The organism is Belliella alkalica (assembly GCF_022549785.1).
GTDB classification, from domain to species: Bacteria; Bacteroidota; Bacteroidia; order Cytophagales; family Cyclobacteriaceae; genus Belliella; species Belliella alkalica.
This window is the reverse complement of the sequence record NZ_JAKZGO010000020.1, coordinates 1-17,527: the sequence shown is the minus strand read 5'-3', so window position 1 is coordinate 17,527 and position 17,527 is coordinate 1. Positions and strand designations below refer to the sequence as shown.

Genomic DNA, 17,527 nt, shown 5'->3' with positions numbered 1-17,527 from the left:
TGTATGCTCAATATGTTATCTAACGAATGAATTGATAAAAAGATAGAAAAAAATAAAAAAAAGGGGGATTAATTCCCCCTTCCTCCTCGTGATGAACCTCCGCCACCGCTGCTGCGGCTTCCGCCACCTACACTACCACCAGAGCTTCTGCTTGGTGCTGAATATGAAGGTGTGCTTCTAGTTGGTGTACTTGTTCTGCTTGGCGTAGAATAAGTGCTTCTAGAAGGAGTAGTTGTACGACTGTTATATGATGGGCTAGAGCTTCTGTTATAACTTGGCGAAGACGACCTAGAAGGAGCCGTATTTACAGTAGATCTAGTATTTCTATTTGTTGGAGCTGTATTTCTGTAAGAAGGAGCGGCACTTCTAGTACCTACTCTGCTTGCTCCACGATCTGTAGCAGGCGAACTTACGTTTCTGCTTGTAGGAGCAGCCGATCTGGTAGTAGTACCAGTTCTACTACGTGAGCTATTGTAGTAATCGTTTTGAGAGGATCTAAAGTCCGTTCTGCCATTTCTGGTTGAAGGTGTAGAAGTCAAAGATCTACTACCTGCTGTAGCATCTCTTCTGGCTGCGGCTCTTGAAGTACTTGGACTTGCCACATTGTTCGATCTTGTTCCAGAGTTGGCTAGTGAAGAACCTCTTGAAGGTCGAGCACCTCTTACAATTTGCCTGTTGTTGAATTCACCACCTGGTATTACATAGATTGGTCTTCCAAATCCTCCGTAGCCAAAGCCTCCGCCCCAGCCCATTCCCATCATTCCGAATCTAGGGAAGAACGGATCAAAGAATGGATCATAAAATCCTCCCATGCCCCATCCAAAACCTCTTCTCATCATCCATGGATTTCCGAACCCAAATCCCATTCCAATAGACACGTTGAAACCTGGTCTGAATCCGAATCCTGGCATCATGCCAAAACCTGGGCCCCAGAATGGATCATAAAATCCACCCATGCCCCATGGAGAAAATCCACCCATGCCCATGCCCCAAGGAGAAAATCCTCCCATCATCATTGGGTTGAAAAATGGTCCACCGAAGCCGGAATTAAAATTGTTTCCAGCATTACTATAGTAGTTATTATATACGTTTATATTCGGGTTGTTTTCAGCTACTTGATTATCATCAAAGTAAACGGACCCATCATCACCTGTATTGGTTTCTGATTGATATCTTGCGATATATTCAGGGTTAACATTTCTCGCTGAAAAATTCTCTTGTTCGAATTGTTCAGAAGTCGTATTGTTGAGTGATTGAAAATTATTTGGGTTGTTGTTGTTTACAGCGAACTCTGTTGCCACTTGAGCATCCGAAGCCATGAAATACAGATCATCTGTTTCGCCTTGCATTGCATTATAGCTTGTGCTACAAGACGATAGCAGGACAATCACGCCAGCTCCGAGAGTTAAGAAATTGTTTAATCGTTTCATTTTAATTGTTGTTTACAGTCTCCAACACTATTATACGTGTTATATCTAAGAGGGTTATCATTATTTAATTTATATTTGCCCCCGAAAGTAAAAACGAATATAAATAGAATTTTGATATCAACAAATAAATCATGAGCAAAGGATTGCCTAAAAGAAGTGAAGACTACTCTTTGTGGTACAACGAATTAGTAAAGAAAGCTGACTTGGCTGAGAACTCCGCGGTAAGGGGATGTATGGTCATCAAACCATATGGATATTCGATATGGGAAAAGATGCAGGCCCAACTTGACAAGATGTTCAAAGAAACAGGTCATTCAAATGCATATTTCCCCCTTTTCATACCAAAATCTTTTCTTTCCAAAGAGGCAAGTCACGTAGAAGGTTTTGCGAAAGAGTGTGCAGTAGTAACACACTACAGATTGAAAAATTCCGAGGATGGAAAAAGTGTCATTGTAGATCCAGATGCAAAGTTAGAAGAAGAATTGATTGTAAGGCCAACATCAGAAACTGTCATTTGGAGTACTTACAAAAATTGGATTCAATCTTATAGAGACCTTCCACTCCTTGTCAACCAATGGGCAAATGTAGTTCGTTGGGAAATGAGGACAAGGTTATTTTTGAGGACGACTGAGTTTCTTTGGCAAGAAGGACATACTGCACATGCTACAAGGCAAGAGGCAATTGACGAAACCGTCCAAATGCTTAATGTCTACGCTACTTTTGCGGAGACATTTATGGCACTTTCTGTCGTAAAAGGTGTGAAAAGTGCTAATGAAAGATTTGCAGGTGCTGAAGATACCTATTGCATAGAAGCAATGATGCAGGATGGAAAGGCTCTTCAAGCAGGAACTTCACACTTTCTGGGACAGAATTTTGCAAAAGCTTTTGATGTGAAATTTGCTACGAAAGAAGGAGGACTTGAGCATGTTTGGGGTACATCTTGGGGAGTAAGTACAAGACTGATGGGTGCATTGATTATGGCGCACTCAGATGATAACGGATTGGTTTTACCTCCTAAATTGGCTCCAATACAAGTCGTTATTGTGCCTATTTATAAGACTGATGAAGAGTTTGATAAAATAGCTGATAAGGCAAATGAAATAACAAAGAAGCTATTGGCGAAAGGTGTTTCAGTTCATTTTGATAAAAGAGATACGCACAAGCCAGGCTGGAAATTTGCGGAATATGAATTGAAAGGAGTTCCCTTGAGAATAGCTATGGGGCCAAGAGATTTGGAAAATAATACTATCGAAGTAGCTAGAAGGGACACCTTGTCCAAAGAGACAGTGGATTTGGCACAAATCCAAATTGAGGATTATGTTACTGAGATGTTGGATAAGATTCAGGAGACTATTTATCAAAAAGCCTTTGATTTCAGAAAGGAAATGACAACCGAAGTGAATACTTGGGATGAATTTTTGGATAAGATAGAGTCAAAGGGAGGATTCCTTTCTGCTCATTGGGATGGAACTTCTGAAACAGAAGAAAAAATCAAGGAACTTACAAAAGCGACAATAAGATGTATTCCTCTGGATCAAAATGAAGAAAAAGGAAATTGTGTCTTGACAGGAAATCCTTCAAATGGTAGGGTACTCTTTGCGAGAGCATATTAATTTGACGTAAATTTAGTTTAAAAAAGCCCTTTAAAACTATAATGTTTCGAAGGGCTTTTTTAATTAAATTAGCTTTTGGATTTTCAATTGATGATGGAGTTGGTGTTTTTTATGATTATCCTGAGTGACACATGTATGTGATCATTTCTCTTATAAATCATCGACAGTGCTCAATAATCCATCCACAGCTGATAGAAATGAACTTCAAACAATACAATACTATAAATGACTACTAGTGTGAAAGCGGATATGCATATTATTTAACATGTGTATCCGCTTTCTTGCACGTAGCCAATCAATAGATTGTTTGATGAATGATTTGAGATTCAGTTGACACTTGTCCGGTAACGAGAATCAGCAACACAAAAAAACTAATCTTAGCCAATATGCAACATTGCGGATACTCATATTATTTATTATGATTATCCGCAATTACACCATAAGGTAAATAAGACAATTGGATCAAGCGGATAATCGTCGACGGATGACAGTCGACAGTCGACAGCAGCTGAATTCAAAGTTTGTACCTAATTAAATATGGGTACTGGTTTGAAAGCGGATATTCATATTATTTATATTATCCCTGCATTTAGTACATTGTAGAAATTAAATTACTTTTACTAAAAATATACCCTTTCAATTATGACTTGGTTTATACTTATTTCTCTACTAACAATTGGTTTGATATTGATCCTCACGGAAATAATTTTTGTTCCTGGCACGACAATAATTGGTGTGTTAGGATTAATTGTGTCAGCAGCAGGCGTATACTATTCATTTTTGAAATTTGATACTTCCACAGCTTGGATTGTTTTGGGGATTACATTATTTATTAATTTTGTGGCGCTTTTTTACGGCTTTAAGGCTGGGGTTTGGAATAAATTTGCCTTGAAGGACTCCATTCAAAGTAGGTCCTTTGATGGAAGGTTGCTTGGATTGGAATTGGGTATGGAAGGTAAGGCTGTTTCAGACATCAAGCCTATAGGAAAAGCTGAGTTTTTGGATAAAATATATGAAGTAAAATCCGATTCTGGATTTATTTCTGTCGGTTCAATCGTATTTATTACTAAATTGGGAGATAATAGAATCACCGTAAAAAAATAACTTATGGACATGACTAATTCGGCATTCATTTTATTTGCAGCATTTGCCGCGCTGATACTTCTTTTCGTCTTTTTATATTTCGTTCCAGTCAATCTTTGGATCACTGCAATTTTCTCAAATGTGAAGGTCGGTATAGGTGAGTTGATAGGGATGAGGATAAGGAAAGTACCACCAAGCATTATCGTCAATTCTTTGATTACTGCCACTAAAGCAGGTCTCGATTTGACTACAAATGATCTGGAGACGCATTATCTAGCAAGTGGAAATGTCCCCAATGTGATAAGGGCATTGATCTCTGCAGACAAAGCAAATATTAATTTGAGTTTTAAGCAAGCTACTGCGATTGATTTGGCAGGTAGGGATGTTTTTGAGGCAGTTCAGATTTCAGTAAATCCAAAAGTAATCAATACGCCAAATGTGGCGGCTGTTGCCGCAGATGGTATTCAGCTGATTGCAAAAGCAAGGGTTACTGTAAGAGCTAATATTGCTCAGCTAGTAGGTGGTGCAGGCGAAGAGACAATCCTTGCTAGAGTAGGTGAAGGGATTGTAACTTCAATTGGTTCTGCTCAGAACCATAAAAGTGTATTGGAAAATCCTGATAAAATATCAAAACTTGTGTTGGAAAGAGGTTTGGATGCAGGTACTGCATTTGAGATTCTTTCAATAGATATTGCGGATATAGATGTTGGGACAAACATTGGTGCAAAGCTTCAGATAGATCAAGCATCTGCTGATTTGAAAGTAGCAGAAGCTAGAGCAGAGGAAAGAAGAGCAATGGCCGTGGCATTGGAGCAAGAGATGAAAGCTAAGTCTGTAGAGATGAGAGCCAAAGTAATCGAGGCTGAAGCTGAAATTCCGAAGGCAATAGCAGAAGCATTTAGATCTGGAAATCTTGGGATTATGGATTACTACAGAATGGAAAATATCAAGTCTGATACAGATATGAGATCGACCATTGCTGGGGATGATTCAGGTGGTTCTGACAGCTCCAGAGGTAAGATTACAGATAAATAAGGCTAACCCAATTTTTTTCAGAATGCTTGTTTAAGCTAAATCAAGGATTCATAATTTGGGAATATAGATCTGAAATATAAGTAAAAGGATAAAGGACATCATTGGTTCTTTATCCTTTTTTTGTTCGCAGAAGTGATTCGTTTTTTGCTCGGGATTGAATTATGCCTTTCTAAAAAGTTGTCGGGGAGGAGAAATGCTTTTGGTACTAGAACCCAGTCTGTATTCCTATATAACATCTTTGTTGGTAAGTGGTCCTACTCCATATGTCAGGGTTAGAGTAGTCATGCATGTATTTATTTGGGAATATTTTTTCTCTTAACATTAAGTGGCTTCAATGAATCTTTGAAGCTTTAGTTTAAAAGAAAAAGCCCTGACCAATTTCTTGATCAGGGCTTTGTTTATGTTATTTTATGAAATGTTAATCTTTGTTTTCGCCAATTTGAGATGTTATATCTACACTTTCACTTGAGGCATCATCTTTTTTGGCTTGAGCTTCTTCGATAAGCTTTTTCTCCGCAGCAGCCTTGTCATTAGCATCTACTTTTTTGGTAAATGCTTCATAAGTAGTCTCTTTTTCGAAAGGTCTTTTACCAATAAGTCTTTCAAGATCCATTTGGAATAAGATTTCTTTTTCTAGAAGTTCCTTAGCCAAGATCTCAAGCTCAGGTCTTCTTTGAGTCAGTAGATCTTTTGTTCTTTCATAAGCAAACCCAATTAACTTTCTAACTTCTTCATCTATCGTTTCTGAAGTCTTCTCAGAATATGGTTTAGAAGTTCTATATTCAGATGCTTTACTATCGTAGAAAGAAACATTTCCAATTTTCTCGTTCATACCATATATCGAAACTATCGAGTATGCCATTTTTGTAATTCTTTCCAAATCACTCAAAGCTCCTGTTGAGATTTTACCGAAGATGATTTCCTCGGCTGCTCTACCTCCTAGAGTCATACACATCTCATCTATCAACTGCTCTGTCTGATAAAGAAACTGCTCTTTAGGGAGATATTGTGCATAACCTAATGCAGCTACTCCTCTTGGTACAATACTCACCTTTACCAAAGGATCTGCATGCTCAAGGAACCAACCAGCTACTGCATGACCAGCTTCGTGGTAGGCTACAATCTTTTTCTCTTCTGGAGAAATAATTTTATTTTTCTTCTCAAGACCACCGATAACTCTATCTACAGCATCTTGGAAATCTTGCATATCTACAGCTGCTTTATTCCTTCTTGCAGCAATCAAAGCTGCTTCATTACATACGTTAGCGATTTCAGCTCCTGCAAAACCTGGGGTTTGAGCAGCCAATTTTTTGGCATCAATATCATCTGCTGTCTTGATTGGTGCAAGGTGTACTTTGAAGATGGCTTCTCTGCCAATAATGTCTGGCTTGTCAATGCTGATTTGTCTATCAAACCTTCCTGCTCTCAACAATGCACTGTCTAATACATCAGGTCTATTTGTAGCTGCCAATACAATAACTCCAGAGTCAGTTCCGAAACCATCCATTTCTACAAGCAGTGAATTGAGGGTGTTTTCTCTTTCATCATTTGATCCAGGCATTTGGCCTTTCCCTCTTGATCTACCAATAGCATCTATTTCATCTATGAAGATGATGCATGGTGCTTTTTCTTTTGCTTGCTTAAATAGATCTCTTACCCTTGCTGCCCCAACGCCGACAAACATCTCTACGAAATCAGAACCAGAAAGTGTGAAGAAAGGTACTCCGGCTTCTCCAGCTACTGCCTTCGCGAGCAAAGTTTTCCCTGTGCCTGGAGGGCCTACAAGTAGTGCTCCTTTAGGGATTTTTCCTCCTAGTTTGGTGAATTTAGCAGGTGTTTTTAAGAATTCAACTATTTCCTGAACCTCTTCTTTAGCCTCATCTAATCCAGCCACATTGTCAAATGTGATTTTGACTTTGTTTTCCGCATCAAATAGTTGTGCTTTTGATTTTCCTACATTGAAGATTTGACCACCTGGGCCGCTTGGACCAGCCATTCTCCTCATCATTACCCAGAATAAGACAAATAGGATAATGAAGAATCCAAACGTGGAAAATAGGTTTGTCCAACTTTCCTCATTTTTAACATCATAACCTATTCTTTGATTTTCGGGTACTGAGGCTTCTAGATCCTTGAAATCGGCAGCGAATTTTTCACCACTTACCACCTCAATTGAATAATGAGGGCCTCCTGGATTATAAAATGGACCATTCCCTTCTAACTCAGTTTTATAACGTTCGTTTTCTAACGAAGACTCCTTGAGTGTTATGTCAACTCTATTTTGATTTCTTATAATCATCACCTTTGCCACATCATTGGCAAGATACATGTCCTCAAATCTAGTGCTGGTAATGTTGATTACAGAATTTCTTTGATTGAACCAAGTAACTCCTACCAATACAATTACAGCCGTAATAATCAACCAAAGTTGGAAATTTGGTTTTTGGGGAGTTTTTGGGATGAATTTTTTGCTCTTATTATTTTCGCTCATCGCTCGATATTTAATGCTATTTTAACTTTTGTAAAACGAATTAGGGTGCCGAAAGTTCAAATCTTTATCTGTCTATATATGTAAACTTTGCATCTCCCCAAAGTTCTTCAAGTCCATAGAAGTTTCTTTGGTCTTTGAGAAAGATGTGAACAACTACATTAAAATAGTCCATCAATACCCATTGATTGTTGTTTTTACCTTCAGTTCTCCAAGGTTTTTCTTTATTTGTTTTTATTACTTCATCTTCAATTGCATCCGCTATTGCCTCTACTTGAGTGTCAGAATTGCCCGAACAAACCACAAAAAAATCTGTCATTGAATTTTTCACCCCTCTCAAATCCATAATTACGATGTCGGAAGCCTTCTTTTCTTCCATGCCTTTAACAATTACTTTACTCAGCGCTTCTGCTGTCATATTTTTAAATTAATTTTACTAAATCTTTATTTTTGTTTCCTGTAGATTTTAAATATCTACATAGAAGTACAAATTAACTAATATAAAATGTATAAAATCCTTGCCAATACTTTATTTCTCGGTAAAGATATCATTTCTCTGCCAGAGTGTCACTCTACCAATGATGTGGCCGTGGAAAAAATTAAATCTAGGGAAGCTGCCGAAGGGACTATAGTGATTACCGAAAAGCAAACAAAAGGAAAAGGTCAAAGAGGAAATGTGTGGGAAAGTCAAGCGGGGAAAAATTTAACTTTCTCTTTAGTCCTTTCTCCAAAATTTCTTCAGCCAATGCAGCAATTTGACCTGAATATTGCGGTTTCTGTAGCTGTACACGAGCTTTTGTCTGAATATGTGAGTGGATTGAAGATAAAATGGCCGAATGATATCGTTCATGAAACTGATGGTAAGTTGGGAGGGATGTTGATAGAAAATATTATTGGTCAAAAAGGAATCGAGTTTTCGGTGGCTGGAATTGGATTGAATATTAATCAAAGGTTTTTCGAAAATTTATCTGCCACATCTCTGACGAATCTGTCAGGTATTGATTTTGACAAATGGGAAATCTTCAAACTTCTTATCCATAAGATAGAAGTTTATTATCTTGAGTTGAAAAAAGGAAATCTGAAAAAGCTCAATTTGTATTATTTAAACAATTTGTTTAGGTATCAGGAATGGGCTAATTATTGTGATTCTGAAAATTTTGTCGGTATGATTATGGGGGTTCAAGATGATGGAAAGCTAATAATTCAAAAAGAAGACGGAATCAAGAACTATTATGGAGTCAAAGAAGTTAGTTTTCTCTAGAAGACAAGTTTCCATTTGTCTTAAAAAGCTGTAAATTTGCGTTTTCTATATTGAAATTTATCAATTAAAAATTTAAATATGTCCGAAATTAAATCCGACAAATTCATCAAGTATAAGGTGAAAGACATTTCTCTAGCAGAGTGGGGAAGAAAAGAAATTAAATTAGCTGAAGCCGAAATGCCAGGTTTGATGGCATTGAGAGAAGAATATGGCGCTGCCCAGCCACTTAAAGGAGCTAGGATAGCAGGCTGTCTTCACATGACAATACAGACAGCAGTGTTGATTGAGACTTTGGTGGCTTTGGGTGCTGAGGTAACTTGGTCTTCATGCAACATCTTCTCCACGCAAGACCATGCTGCGGCAGCAATTGCAGCAGCAGGAATATCTGTATATGCTTGGAAAGGTCTTACTGAAGAGGAATTTGATTGGTGTATTGAGCAGACTATTTTCTTTGGAGAAGATAGACAGCCATTGAACATGATTTTGGATGATGGTGGAGATTTGACTAACATGGTTTTGGATCACTATCCAGAGTTGGTAAAAGGAATCAAAGGCTTGTCAGAGGAAACTACGACGGGCGTACATAGATTGTACGAAAGAATGAAAAAAGGTACGCTCCCTATGCCTGCAATCAATGTCAATGACTCTGTGACTAAGTCCAAATTTGATAACAAATATGGATGTAAAGAATCTTTGGTAGATGCTATCAGAAGAGCTACCGACGTTATGATGGCAGGTAAAGTAGCTGTTGTGGCAGGATACGGTGATGTAGGAAAAGGTTCTGCAGCTTCCTTGAGAGGTGCAGGTGCAAGGGTGATTGTCACTGAGATTGACCCAATCTGTGCGCTACAAGCTGCTATGGATGGTTTTGCAGTGAAGAAAATGGTGGATGCTGTAAAAGAAGCTGACATCGTAGTGACTGCAACTGGAAATAAAGACATTATTTCTGAGCCACATTTCAGAGCGATGAAGGACAAAGCTATCGTTTGTAACATTGGTCATTTTGATAATGAAATTGATATGGCTTGGTTGAATAAAAACTATGGCAATACTAAAGATGTTATTAAGCCTCAAGTGGATCTTTATACCATCGATGGGAAGGAAATTATTGTACTTGCTGAAGGTAGATTGGTAAACCTTGGTTGTGCAACTGGTCACCCTTCTTTCGTAATGTCCAATTCATTTACAAACCAAACTTTAGCACAATTGGAGCTTTGGACGAATACAGATCAGTATGAACCAGGTGTATATGTATTGCCAAAGCATTTGGATGAAAAAGTAGCCGCCTTGCATTTAGCTAAGTTGGGTGTAGAGTTGGATACGCTTTCTACTGATCAAGCTGAATATATCGGTGTGACACCAGAAGGTCCATATAAGCCTGAATATTATAGATATTAATAAAAAAGGCAGATTTGATTTCAACTTTTCATATAGCAAATAGCTTATTTTGAATAAACTGAAATTTCATTTTCCAAATAAAAAAACCGGACAATTTTGCCCGGTTTTTTTATTTATTGTTCCAATATGATTGTCCTTCCGTCAGATAGCAAAATACTGATTTTTGATTCGCAATCATCTTCCGACACGAAAGTGACGGTGTGTGCTAGTGATCTGTTTGGATTTCTAAATATTTCCCAAACTTCAATTCCACTAGTAGGTAATACCCAACCTTCCAAAATGCAAGCGATTGAATATCTTCGCTGCGTTGTTGATCCCATTTTTAGTGGCCTTCCTGTAATGTTGCGTCCTTCAATTTGCCCCATGCTACTAATTGAAGTGAATTCACCATTGGTGTATTCCAAGTTGTAGGAAAAAGAGCCTGATATTTTTGTTGTGGAATTGAATTCATCAATGATAATTAAATCCTCAAACTCCTCAGTCCAGCGAGGATTTGTAGAGTTACTTTGGGCTTTTGTGAAAGTCCTAGACCCTTGTGTTTCAAAGTTTTTTAACTTATAGTTTTCATATTGAAGAATTACTTTTTCATTTTGCAAGCTGTCTTCGGTAAAATCTAAGATGATTCTTCCAGTTCTAGTAATTCTTTGACTAGCACATGTTGCCTTGGTTGAAAAATCCAAAGTAACGGTTTTTGAAATATCTGAGATGGTAAGTTCGGGGCAACCCGGCAAAGAATCAATTGTGGCATTTTGATAATCTTGGAAAGAATAGAAAGCATATATAATCGATTCTTCCAAGGCTAATGAAGTTCTTGAAATCTCGTTTGCTTCTACTTGAAGATTTGTAGTAATATTTTTGTCAATGTCATTGGTGCATGACCAAATAAGGATTAGACAAAGAATTGTGAAAAATATTCGATTCATGGTGATATATTGTAGAGTCAAAGTTAAGTCCTTTGTCCTATAAAAAAAATGATGCCAAATCTGAAAGCACATTCTTTTTTATGCTTGAAAGAATCTTTATCTTAAAACTTTAAACCCAATAAACAATGAGTTACACAGAAGGAATGTTAAAAGAAGGTGCCCTCAAAGGCAAAAATATACTTGTGACAGGTGGCGGGACAGGTCTGGGGAAATCTATGGGATTGTACTTTTTAAAGTTGGGAGCCAATCTGGTAATCACAAGCAGAAAGCTAGAGGTATTGCAAGAGACTGCTCAAGAAATGGAGAAAGAAACTGGAGGAAAAGTCTTGGCGCTTGCATGCGATGTTAGGGAAATTGACCAAGTAGAGAAAATGTGGACAGATGCAGTTGAACATTTTGGTCAGATTCATGCAGTATTGAATAATGCAGCTGGGAATTTTATCAGTCCTACGGAGCGACTTTCTACAAATGCATTTAATACTGTTCTTGATATTGTTTTAAAAGGCACTTCCCAAGTCACTCTTACAGCAGGAAAGTATTGGATAAAAGAAAAACAGAAAGGCACATTTTTGAATATAGTCACGACTTATGCATGGACTGGTTCTGGCTATGTAGTCCCAAGTGCAGCAGCCAAAGCGGGCGTATTGGCAATGACAAGATCATTAGCTGTAGAATGGGCAAAATATAACATTAGATCGAATGCAATCGCACCTGGCCCTTTTCCTACAGAAGGGGCTTGGAGTAGATTATTGCCTGGAGATCTGGTCAAGAAATTTGATCCTGCAAAAAAAGTTCCTGTGGGTAGGGTAGGGGAGCATCAAGAATTGGCAAATTTGGCAGCATACCTGATGTCGGATTTTTCTGCTTATGTAAATGGTGAAGTGATTACCATTGATGGAGGCGAATGGCTTCAAGGTGCCGGCGAATTCAATAATTTGGATCAAATACCTCAAGAGCTTTGGGATATGATGGAGGCATCAAGAGGAAAAAAGGGATGAGCCCCAAATTGCTTTGGGGCTATTTGAAAGCTAAATGGAAAATTAGGAACTTATAACTATTGTCCCTGCATTTTCTTTGCTTGGGTATATTTTCTGTCTAATTTCCTGTTCAGCTGCTTTACCAAGTAGTTGAGATTATAGTTGGTGTCTGTAGAGGATTCTTTGAAGGTATTCTCTACTATTTCACCATTTTTATTTCTAATGTTGAGCTGAACGAGGTATTGATTTCCTCGTTCACCATAATTTTCGGTAATGTCAATTGTAGCATAGAAACTAACATCTTTTTGTTCAGAATCCATTGCGAATTGGAGGTCTGAAAATCTGTAATTTTCTTTAAAAGCTTTTTCTAATTTCAGGTTGAATGAATCTGTTTCTTTTTGTAGTCGATTAGCACGACGGTTTTGGTTGTATTTTTTGTGGAGGTTGATGTCTGACTCTCTGTCTGATAAGAACACATATAAAGTGTCACCTTTGAGTGCCTGTACATCTTCCAATTTCATGAGACCGACTATTCCGGGTGAACAGGAAGATAAAATTATAGTTATACAGAAGTAGAAAAAGTATTTGTTCATAGTCTTCATATTTTAGGACATTTATAAATAGGAATACGTCAATATAAATGATAGTGTTATATTTTAATCTTCCATTTAGCTTTACTCATTAAATTGACCTTAAAATTTGCTTCAAAAATTAAAATATGGATAAAATCAATTTTAGATTAATTTATTTAATCGGAGTTTTTGCATTTAGTTTTTTATTAATTACTAGCTGTAAATTATATGAAGACAATGAATTTACCACTTTTCAAGGGGTTTTAATTTTTGAAGATGGAACTCCTGCACAAAATATAGAGGTAGTGTTTGCTAATGAAATATTGCTAGTAGAATTGGAAGACTTTTCATGGGATGATACTTCAAATGGTATTTATAGAGGAAAGACAAATGAAAGGGGGGTGTTCAAATTTGTTGTTCCCAAGAAAAACTTTCAGTTTGCATTAGCCGCAAGAGATAATTTCGATCCTCTTTATTATTTGTATATAGAACCAGATTTTGTTTTTGGAGTTGAAAAAAATGATGAAATAACGGAGGAGATCTATTTGTTTTTGAATGAATATTACACAAATGAACAACAGGTGCTAGACTTATCAAACGTTTTCATCAAGCCATTATGAAAAAAGCACTATTAATCATTTGTGTTGTTTTACCCTTACTGGGTTTTTCCCAAAATATCAAAAACAAAAACGAAGGCATAGAATGGGGGCTTTCTGGCAGTCTTTATCAGCCTTTTTTGCAAGGGAATAATTTTTTGGCAAATGATTATTCGGTTTTTCCGGGAGTTCAGTTTACTTTGAAAGCGAGATATAATAATTTGCCCGGAATAGGTGGAGTTTTGTCTGGAAATATTACTAGGATTAATAACTCCCAATTTCTAGCTGATTTTTTCGAAAGCTCAAGATTTCAAGAAACCGGATTGTTTGTCTATCATATAATACCAATATCAGAAAAAGTATCAGTGGAACCGCGGATCGGATATGGGAATTTTGTTGCTGTAAATATAGATGAAACCCAAAAATTCCGTTTAAATTATGACAGGATTTTTGGTCAAGTTAACGTAAGTTATTTTTTGATGAAATCGGGTGACTATGGGGAGTGTAATCTTATAGGTGGATTCGCTTATGGTATTTTGAATGGACATAGAATCAATATCAATCAAGATGATAGAAACTATGTCCAAAAGTCCAGTGTTTTGGCTTTTAACTTGGGGATAGAATTGGTTTTTCATTAACACAAAAACCCAAATAAATGCTTAATAAAACAATCAATAAAATTTTTAATTGCTTAATATAATAATCATTAATATGATTATCCGCAATTACACCATAAGGTAAATAAAACAATTGGATCAAGCGGATAATCGTCGACGGATGACAGTCGACAGTCGACAGCAGCTGAATTCAAAGTTTGTACCTAATTAAATATGGGTACTGGTTTGAAAGCGGATATTCATAATCATTAATTTAATTTATTGCTTATTACGATAAGCAGTAAATTAATTACGAAAATTCTTCCATAGTCAAATCATTGTTGATCATCGCCCCAGCGAGGTTTCCAGTAGCTACGGCATTGGCAACGGATCGCATCATGCTCGTACTGTCTCCACAAGCTAGGACATTGTCAATGTTGGTCTTTTGAAACATATCTACTTTGATGTGGCCTTGTTCGGTGATTTCACAGCCGAGGTTTTCAGGGATCTTGCAGTGCTGTTCAAATGCTGGACGTGAATATATGGCTGTCAGATCAAAGGTGGATTTGTCCTTGAATACAATCTGTCTGACTTTTCCATCTTCATGATTAAGGAAGTCGATTTCCTTTTCAACGATAGAGATATTGTGTTTTTTGATTCGATCTGTCTGTTCCTGTGTCAAAGTAGCTTTTCCATTTGTGAAGATAGTCAGGTCTTTTGTCCAATTGTTGATCAATTGCGCATAATGGAAAGCAAAATCACCATTGGCCAAGATTCCGGTTTTCTCATTCCTCACTTCATAACCGTGGCAGTATGGGCAGTGGATCACCGAGATTCCCCAACATTCTGAAAATCCTTTTATGTCAGGCATAATGTCTTTGACTCCTGTCGCGAAAAGTAGCTTTTTGGCCTTGAAGCTTTCTCCAGTTTCTGTTGTGATAATAAAACCAGAATTAGTTTTGGTACCATTGATGGCAAGTCCTTCGTGGAATTTGACAGTGTCATATTGTAAGACTTGGGCCTTAGCCTTTTTGGCTATTTCGTATGGTTTTTCTCCGTCCTGTGTAATAAAATTGTGTGAATGTGGAGTTTGCCTATTGCATGGTAAACCACTGTCGATAATCAATACGTTTCTCAATGCCCTACCCAATGCCATAGCTGCAGAAAGTCCGGCATAGCTTCCTCCAATGATGATTACATCGTAATATTTTTCGTTTTTCATATAACTTTGTTTAATTGATTTTTCTGTAAAAACATATGGAGAAAAACTTGACAGCGTAGTAACAGCAATACTACATTGGACTAGAAATTCTCGTCTAGTTTGGCTTAGGGTTTACATAAGGTTCGATTTACAAAACGCAACAATGTTGCATTTAATTCAGTTCAATCAATTTTGTGAAATGTTTTATTCGATTAAGATTCAATTTTTGAAATTGGATTTGTAAAGGAAAGAAATCAAATCTAGAAGAATTTTATGGGATAAAAACTGTGAAATGAAAATGGACTGTAATCTTAGTATGGAGAATTGAAAATGTGATTAGCAACAAATTCTACGATCTAACTTTGAGATCTTTTCCTTTATTCCAATCCAATTCTTTTTATATTTGCACCCAAACGAAAGCCATGCAAAAAAGACTTGTCCTTGATCAGCAGCAAATCGAAATTATTCTGAAGCGATTTTGTCACCAATTGATCGAAAACCATGATACTTTTGAGAATACCGTCCTTCTAGGTTTGCAGCCACGTGGGCCGATCGTATTGGATAAGCTAGTGAAATTATTGGAAGAAATCTCTGGAATCAAAGTTCCCTCCGGCTATTTGGATGCTACTTTCCACAGAGATGATTTTAGAAGGAGAGACTTTCCGTTGAAAGCCAATGAAACCAAAATCAATTTTTTGATCGAAGGAAAAAAAGTCATTTTGGTAGATGATGTGCTGTACAAAGGGAGGTCTGTCCGAGCTGCAATGGATGCGATGATTGCTTTTGGAAGACCAGCAAAAGTTGAATTAATGGTGTTGGTCGATAGAAAATTCACCAGAGATTATCCAATCATGCCGGATTACTACGGTTTGAAAGTCAATACCCTTGAAAGCCAGTATGTAATGGTGGAATGGGCAGACAATGGATATGATAAAGACGCAATTTGGATAACTGAAAAAGCTTAAGAGAAGATATGTCACAACTCAGCACGAAACATCTTTTGGGAATCAAAGACATCAGCACAGAAGATATCCAATTGATCTTTGAGACCGCCGATAATTTTAAAGATGTACTCAATCGTCCCATCAAAAAAGTACCTTCCCTAAGAGATATTACAATCGCCAATATATTTTTTGAAAATTCCACGAGGACCAAACTTTCCTTTGAGCTTGCAGAAAAAAGACTTTCAGCCGATGTTGTGAATTTTTCTTCAAGTAATAGTTCTGTGAAAAAAGGGGAGACTTTGATCGACACTGTCAACAACATCCTTTCTATGAAAGTAGATATGGTGGTCATGAGGCATAGTAGTCCAGGAGCTCCGCATTTTCTATCAAAAAACATCAAAGCTAATATCGTCAATGCCGGTGACGGAACACACGAACATCCTACACAGGCACTTTTGGATTCATTTTCCATCAGGGAAAAGTTGGGGGATGTGGAAGGGAAAAAAGTCGCCATCATTGGAGATATCTTGCACTCTAGGGTAGCACTTTCAAACATTTTTTGTCTGCAAAAACTCGGTGCTGAAGTGATGGTTTGTGGACCGATTACCTTGATCCCTAAGCATATTGCAAGTCTGGGAGTAAAAGTCGAATACGATGTGCAAAAAGCCCTCGCCTGGTGTGATGTGGCCAATGTGCTTAGGATACAGTTGGAAAGACAGCAGATCAAGTATTTTCCTTCCTTGAGAGAATACTCACTTTACTATGGAGTCAATAAAAAGATGCTGGATCGATTGGATAAAGAAATCGTCATCATGCACCCAGGGCCAATCAATAGAGGAGTAGAACTGAATTCTGATGTAGCAGACAGTGAGCACTCCATCATCCTCAACCAAGTTGAAAATGGGGTAGCGATTAGGATGGCGGTTTTATATCTGTTGGCTGGGGTGAAGTAGGTTTTTCTTCTGATGGAAACAGGTCTTTTCAGCAGTTAGGTGGATTGGTTGGATTTAACCCCAATTGACGCTAGGAATTTTACAAAATTCACGAGAAGATGATTGCGRAAATATTCTTTGTACTACGCACTTCAAAGCGGCAATAGCCCTGTAATCTTCGCAGATAATGAATATGTGACCAATCCTATAGCGGCTTAGCACACATATCTTCCTGTTTTGTGCGATGGGACACCCACTCTAAATTTTCATGATAATAGAGATAAGTTCCTGTTGTTGCTCTGTGGGTTTTAGTGGTATAGTTGTATAAGTTTTTGATTCTGGCAGGAATACTTTTATCTGATACATGTTCTTTGTCAGCTCTATTGCACTTGTTGCAGAAAACTCTGCTTTGGCGATTTTAAGCAGTCGTTCCAGCTCCTTAAAGACTGCATAAGACACAAAGCAGATGCAGATGTGT

Annotated in this window: 16 protein-coding genes and 1 pseudogene; 10 read left to right on the top strand and 7 right to left on the bottom strand. The window is 37.5% G+C overall.

The annotated features are described in order from the left end of the window. Positions 1-68 precede the first annotated feature (68 nt). Positions 69-1,430, bottom strand: a complete 1,362-nt coding sequence (locus MM213_RS17600; RefSeq protein ID WP_241414211.1) for a hypothetical protein — start codon at positions 1,428-1,430, stop codon at positions 69-71. Between the two features lie 131 nt (positions 1,431-1,561). On the opposite strand from MM213_RS17600, the gene proS reads away from it, so the two are divergent. The 3 genes from proS (at position 1,562) to floA (ending at position 5,161) form a co-directional block, all read left to right on the top strand. Then, on the top strand, positions 1,562-3,043 hold the full coding sequence (proS, locus tag MM213_RS17595) for a proline--tRNA ligase (protein WP_241414210.1): 1,482 nt from the start codon (positions 1,562-1,564) through the stop codon (positions 3,041-3,043). A 642-nt stretch (positions 3,044-3,685) separates the two neighbouring features. Next, positions 3,686-4,147: an NfeD family protein gene (locus tag MM213_RS17590; protein ID WP_241414209.1), complete on the top strand. Its 462-nt coding sequence runs from the start codon at positions 3,686-3,688 to the stop codon at positions 4,145-4,147. A 3-nt stretch (positions 4,148-4,150) separates the two neighbouring features. Next, on the top strand, positions 4,151-5,161 hold the full coding sequence (gene floA / locus MM213_RS17585; RefSeq protein ID WP_305037101.1) for a flotillin-like protein FloA: 1,011 nt from the start codon (positions 4,151-4,153) through the stop codon (positions 5,159-5,161). A 418-nt stretch (positions 5,162-5,579) separates the two neighbouring features. Here the strand turns inward: floA and ftsH are convergent, their stop codons facing one another. Further along, positions 5,580-7,652, bottom strand: a complete 2,073-nt coding sequence (gene ftsH / locus MM213_RS17580) for an ATP-dependent zinc metalloprotease FtsH (protein ID WP_241414208.1) — start codon at positions 7,650-7,652, stop codon at positions 5,580-5,582. A 64-nt stretch (positions 7,653-7,716) separates the two neighbouring features. Continuing rightward, entirely contained in the window at positions 7,717-8,067 is a 351-nt protein-coding gene (gene rsfS, locus MM213_RS17575; protein WP_241414207.1) for a ribosome silencing factor, read from the bottom strand. 87 nt (positions 8,068-8,154) lie between these two features. Between rsfS and MM213_RS17570 the strand changes: the two genes are divergently transcribed. Both MM213_RS17570 and ahcY read left to right on the top strand, forming a co-directional pair. After that, on the top strand, positions 8,155-8,910 hold the full coding sequence (locus tag MM213_RS17570) for a biotin--[acetyl-CoA-carboxylase] ligase (RefSeq protein ID WP_241414206.1): 756 nt from the start codon (positions 8,155-8,157) through the stop codon (positions 8,908-8,910). A gap of 78 nt (positions 8,911-8,988) precedes the next feature. Next, positions 8,989-10,308: an adenosylhomocysteinase gene (gene ahcY / locus MM213_RS17565; RefSeq protein ID WP_241414205.1), complete on the top strand. Its 1,320-nt coding sequence runs from the start codon at positions 8,989-8,991 to the stop codon at positions 10,306-10,308. A 113-nt stretch (positions 10,309-10,421) separates the two neighbouring features. Here the strand turns inward: ahcY and MM213_RS17560 are convergent, their stop codons facing one another. Then, entirely contained in the window at positions 10,422-11,231 is an 810-nt protein-coding gene (locus MM213_RS17560; protein WP_241414204.1) for a hypothetical protein, read from the bottom strand. Positions 11,232-11,356: 125 nt separating this feature from the next. Between MM213_RS17560 and MM213_RS17555 the strand changes: the two genes are divergently transcribed. Continuing rightward, the gene (locus MM213_RS17555) at positions 11,357-12,229 is read left to right on the top strand and encodes an SDR family oxidoreductase (RefSeq protein WP_241414203.1); all 873 of its coding nucleotides are present in this window, start codon (positions 11,357-11,359) and stop codon (positions 12,227-12,229) included. 56 nt (positions 12,230-12,285) lie between these two features. Here the strand turns inward: MM213_RS17555 and MM213_RS17550 are convergent, their stop codons facing one another. Beyond that, positions 12,286-12,801 (bottom strand): lipoprotein, encoded by a 516-nt coding sequence (locus MM213_RS17550; RefSeq protein WP_241414202.1) that lies wholly within the window; start codon positions 12,799-12,801, stop codon positions 12,286-12,288. 125 nt (positions 12,802-12,926) lie between these two features. Between MM213_RS17550 and MM213_RS17545 the strand changes: the two genes are divergently transcribed. Continuing rightward, complete coding sequence (locus MM213_RS17545; RefSeq protein ID WP_241414201.1) at positions 12,927-13,400, top strand: DUF4198 domain-containing protein; 474 nt, start codon at positions 12,927-12,929, stop codon at positions 13,398-13,400. Then, positions 13,397-14,014, top strand: a complete 618-nt coding sequence (locus MM213_RS17540) for a hypothetical protein (protein WP_241414200.1) — start codon at positions 13,397-13,399, stop codon at positions 14,012-14,014. Before MM213_RS17545 ends, MM213_RS17540 begins: the two co-directional genes overlap by 4 nt. Before the next feature lie 268 nt (positions 14,015-14,282). Here the strand turns inward: MM213_RS17540 and MM213_RS17535 are convergent, their stop codons facing one another. Next, entirely contained in the window at positions 14,283-15,194 is a 912-nt protein-coding gene (locus MM213_RS17535) for an NAD(P)/FAD-dependent oxidoreductase (RefSeq protein ID WP_241414199.1), read from the bottom strand. 401 nt (positions 15,195-15,595) lie between these two features. On the opposite strand from MM213_RS17535, the gene pyrR reads away from it, so the two are divergent. Together pyrR and MM213_RS17525 are read left to right on the top strand one after the other, a co-directional pair. Then, positions 15,596-16,138 (top strand): bifunctional pyr operon transcriptional regulator/uracil phosphoribosyltransferase PyrR, encoded by a 543-nt coding sequence (gene pyrR, locus MM213_RS17530; protein WP_241414198.1) that lies wholly within the window; start codon positions 15,596-15,598, stop codon positions 16,136-16,138. A gap of 8 nt (positions 16,139-16,146) precedes the next feature. Then, entirely contained in the window at positions 16,147-17,070 is a 924-nt protein-coding gene (locus MM213_RS17525; RefSeq protein WP_241414197.1) for an aspartate carbamoyltransferase catalytic subunit, read from the top strand. Between the two features lie 237 nt (positions 17,071-17,307). On the opposite strand, the pseudogene MM213_RS17520 reads toward MM213_RS17525, so the two are convergent. Further along, a pseudogene (locus tag MM213_RS17520) lies at positions 17,308-17,527 on the bottom strand (IS1634 family transposase); the annotation flags it as partial.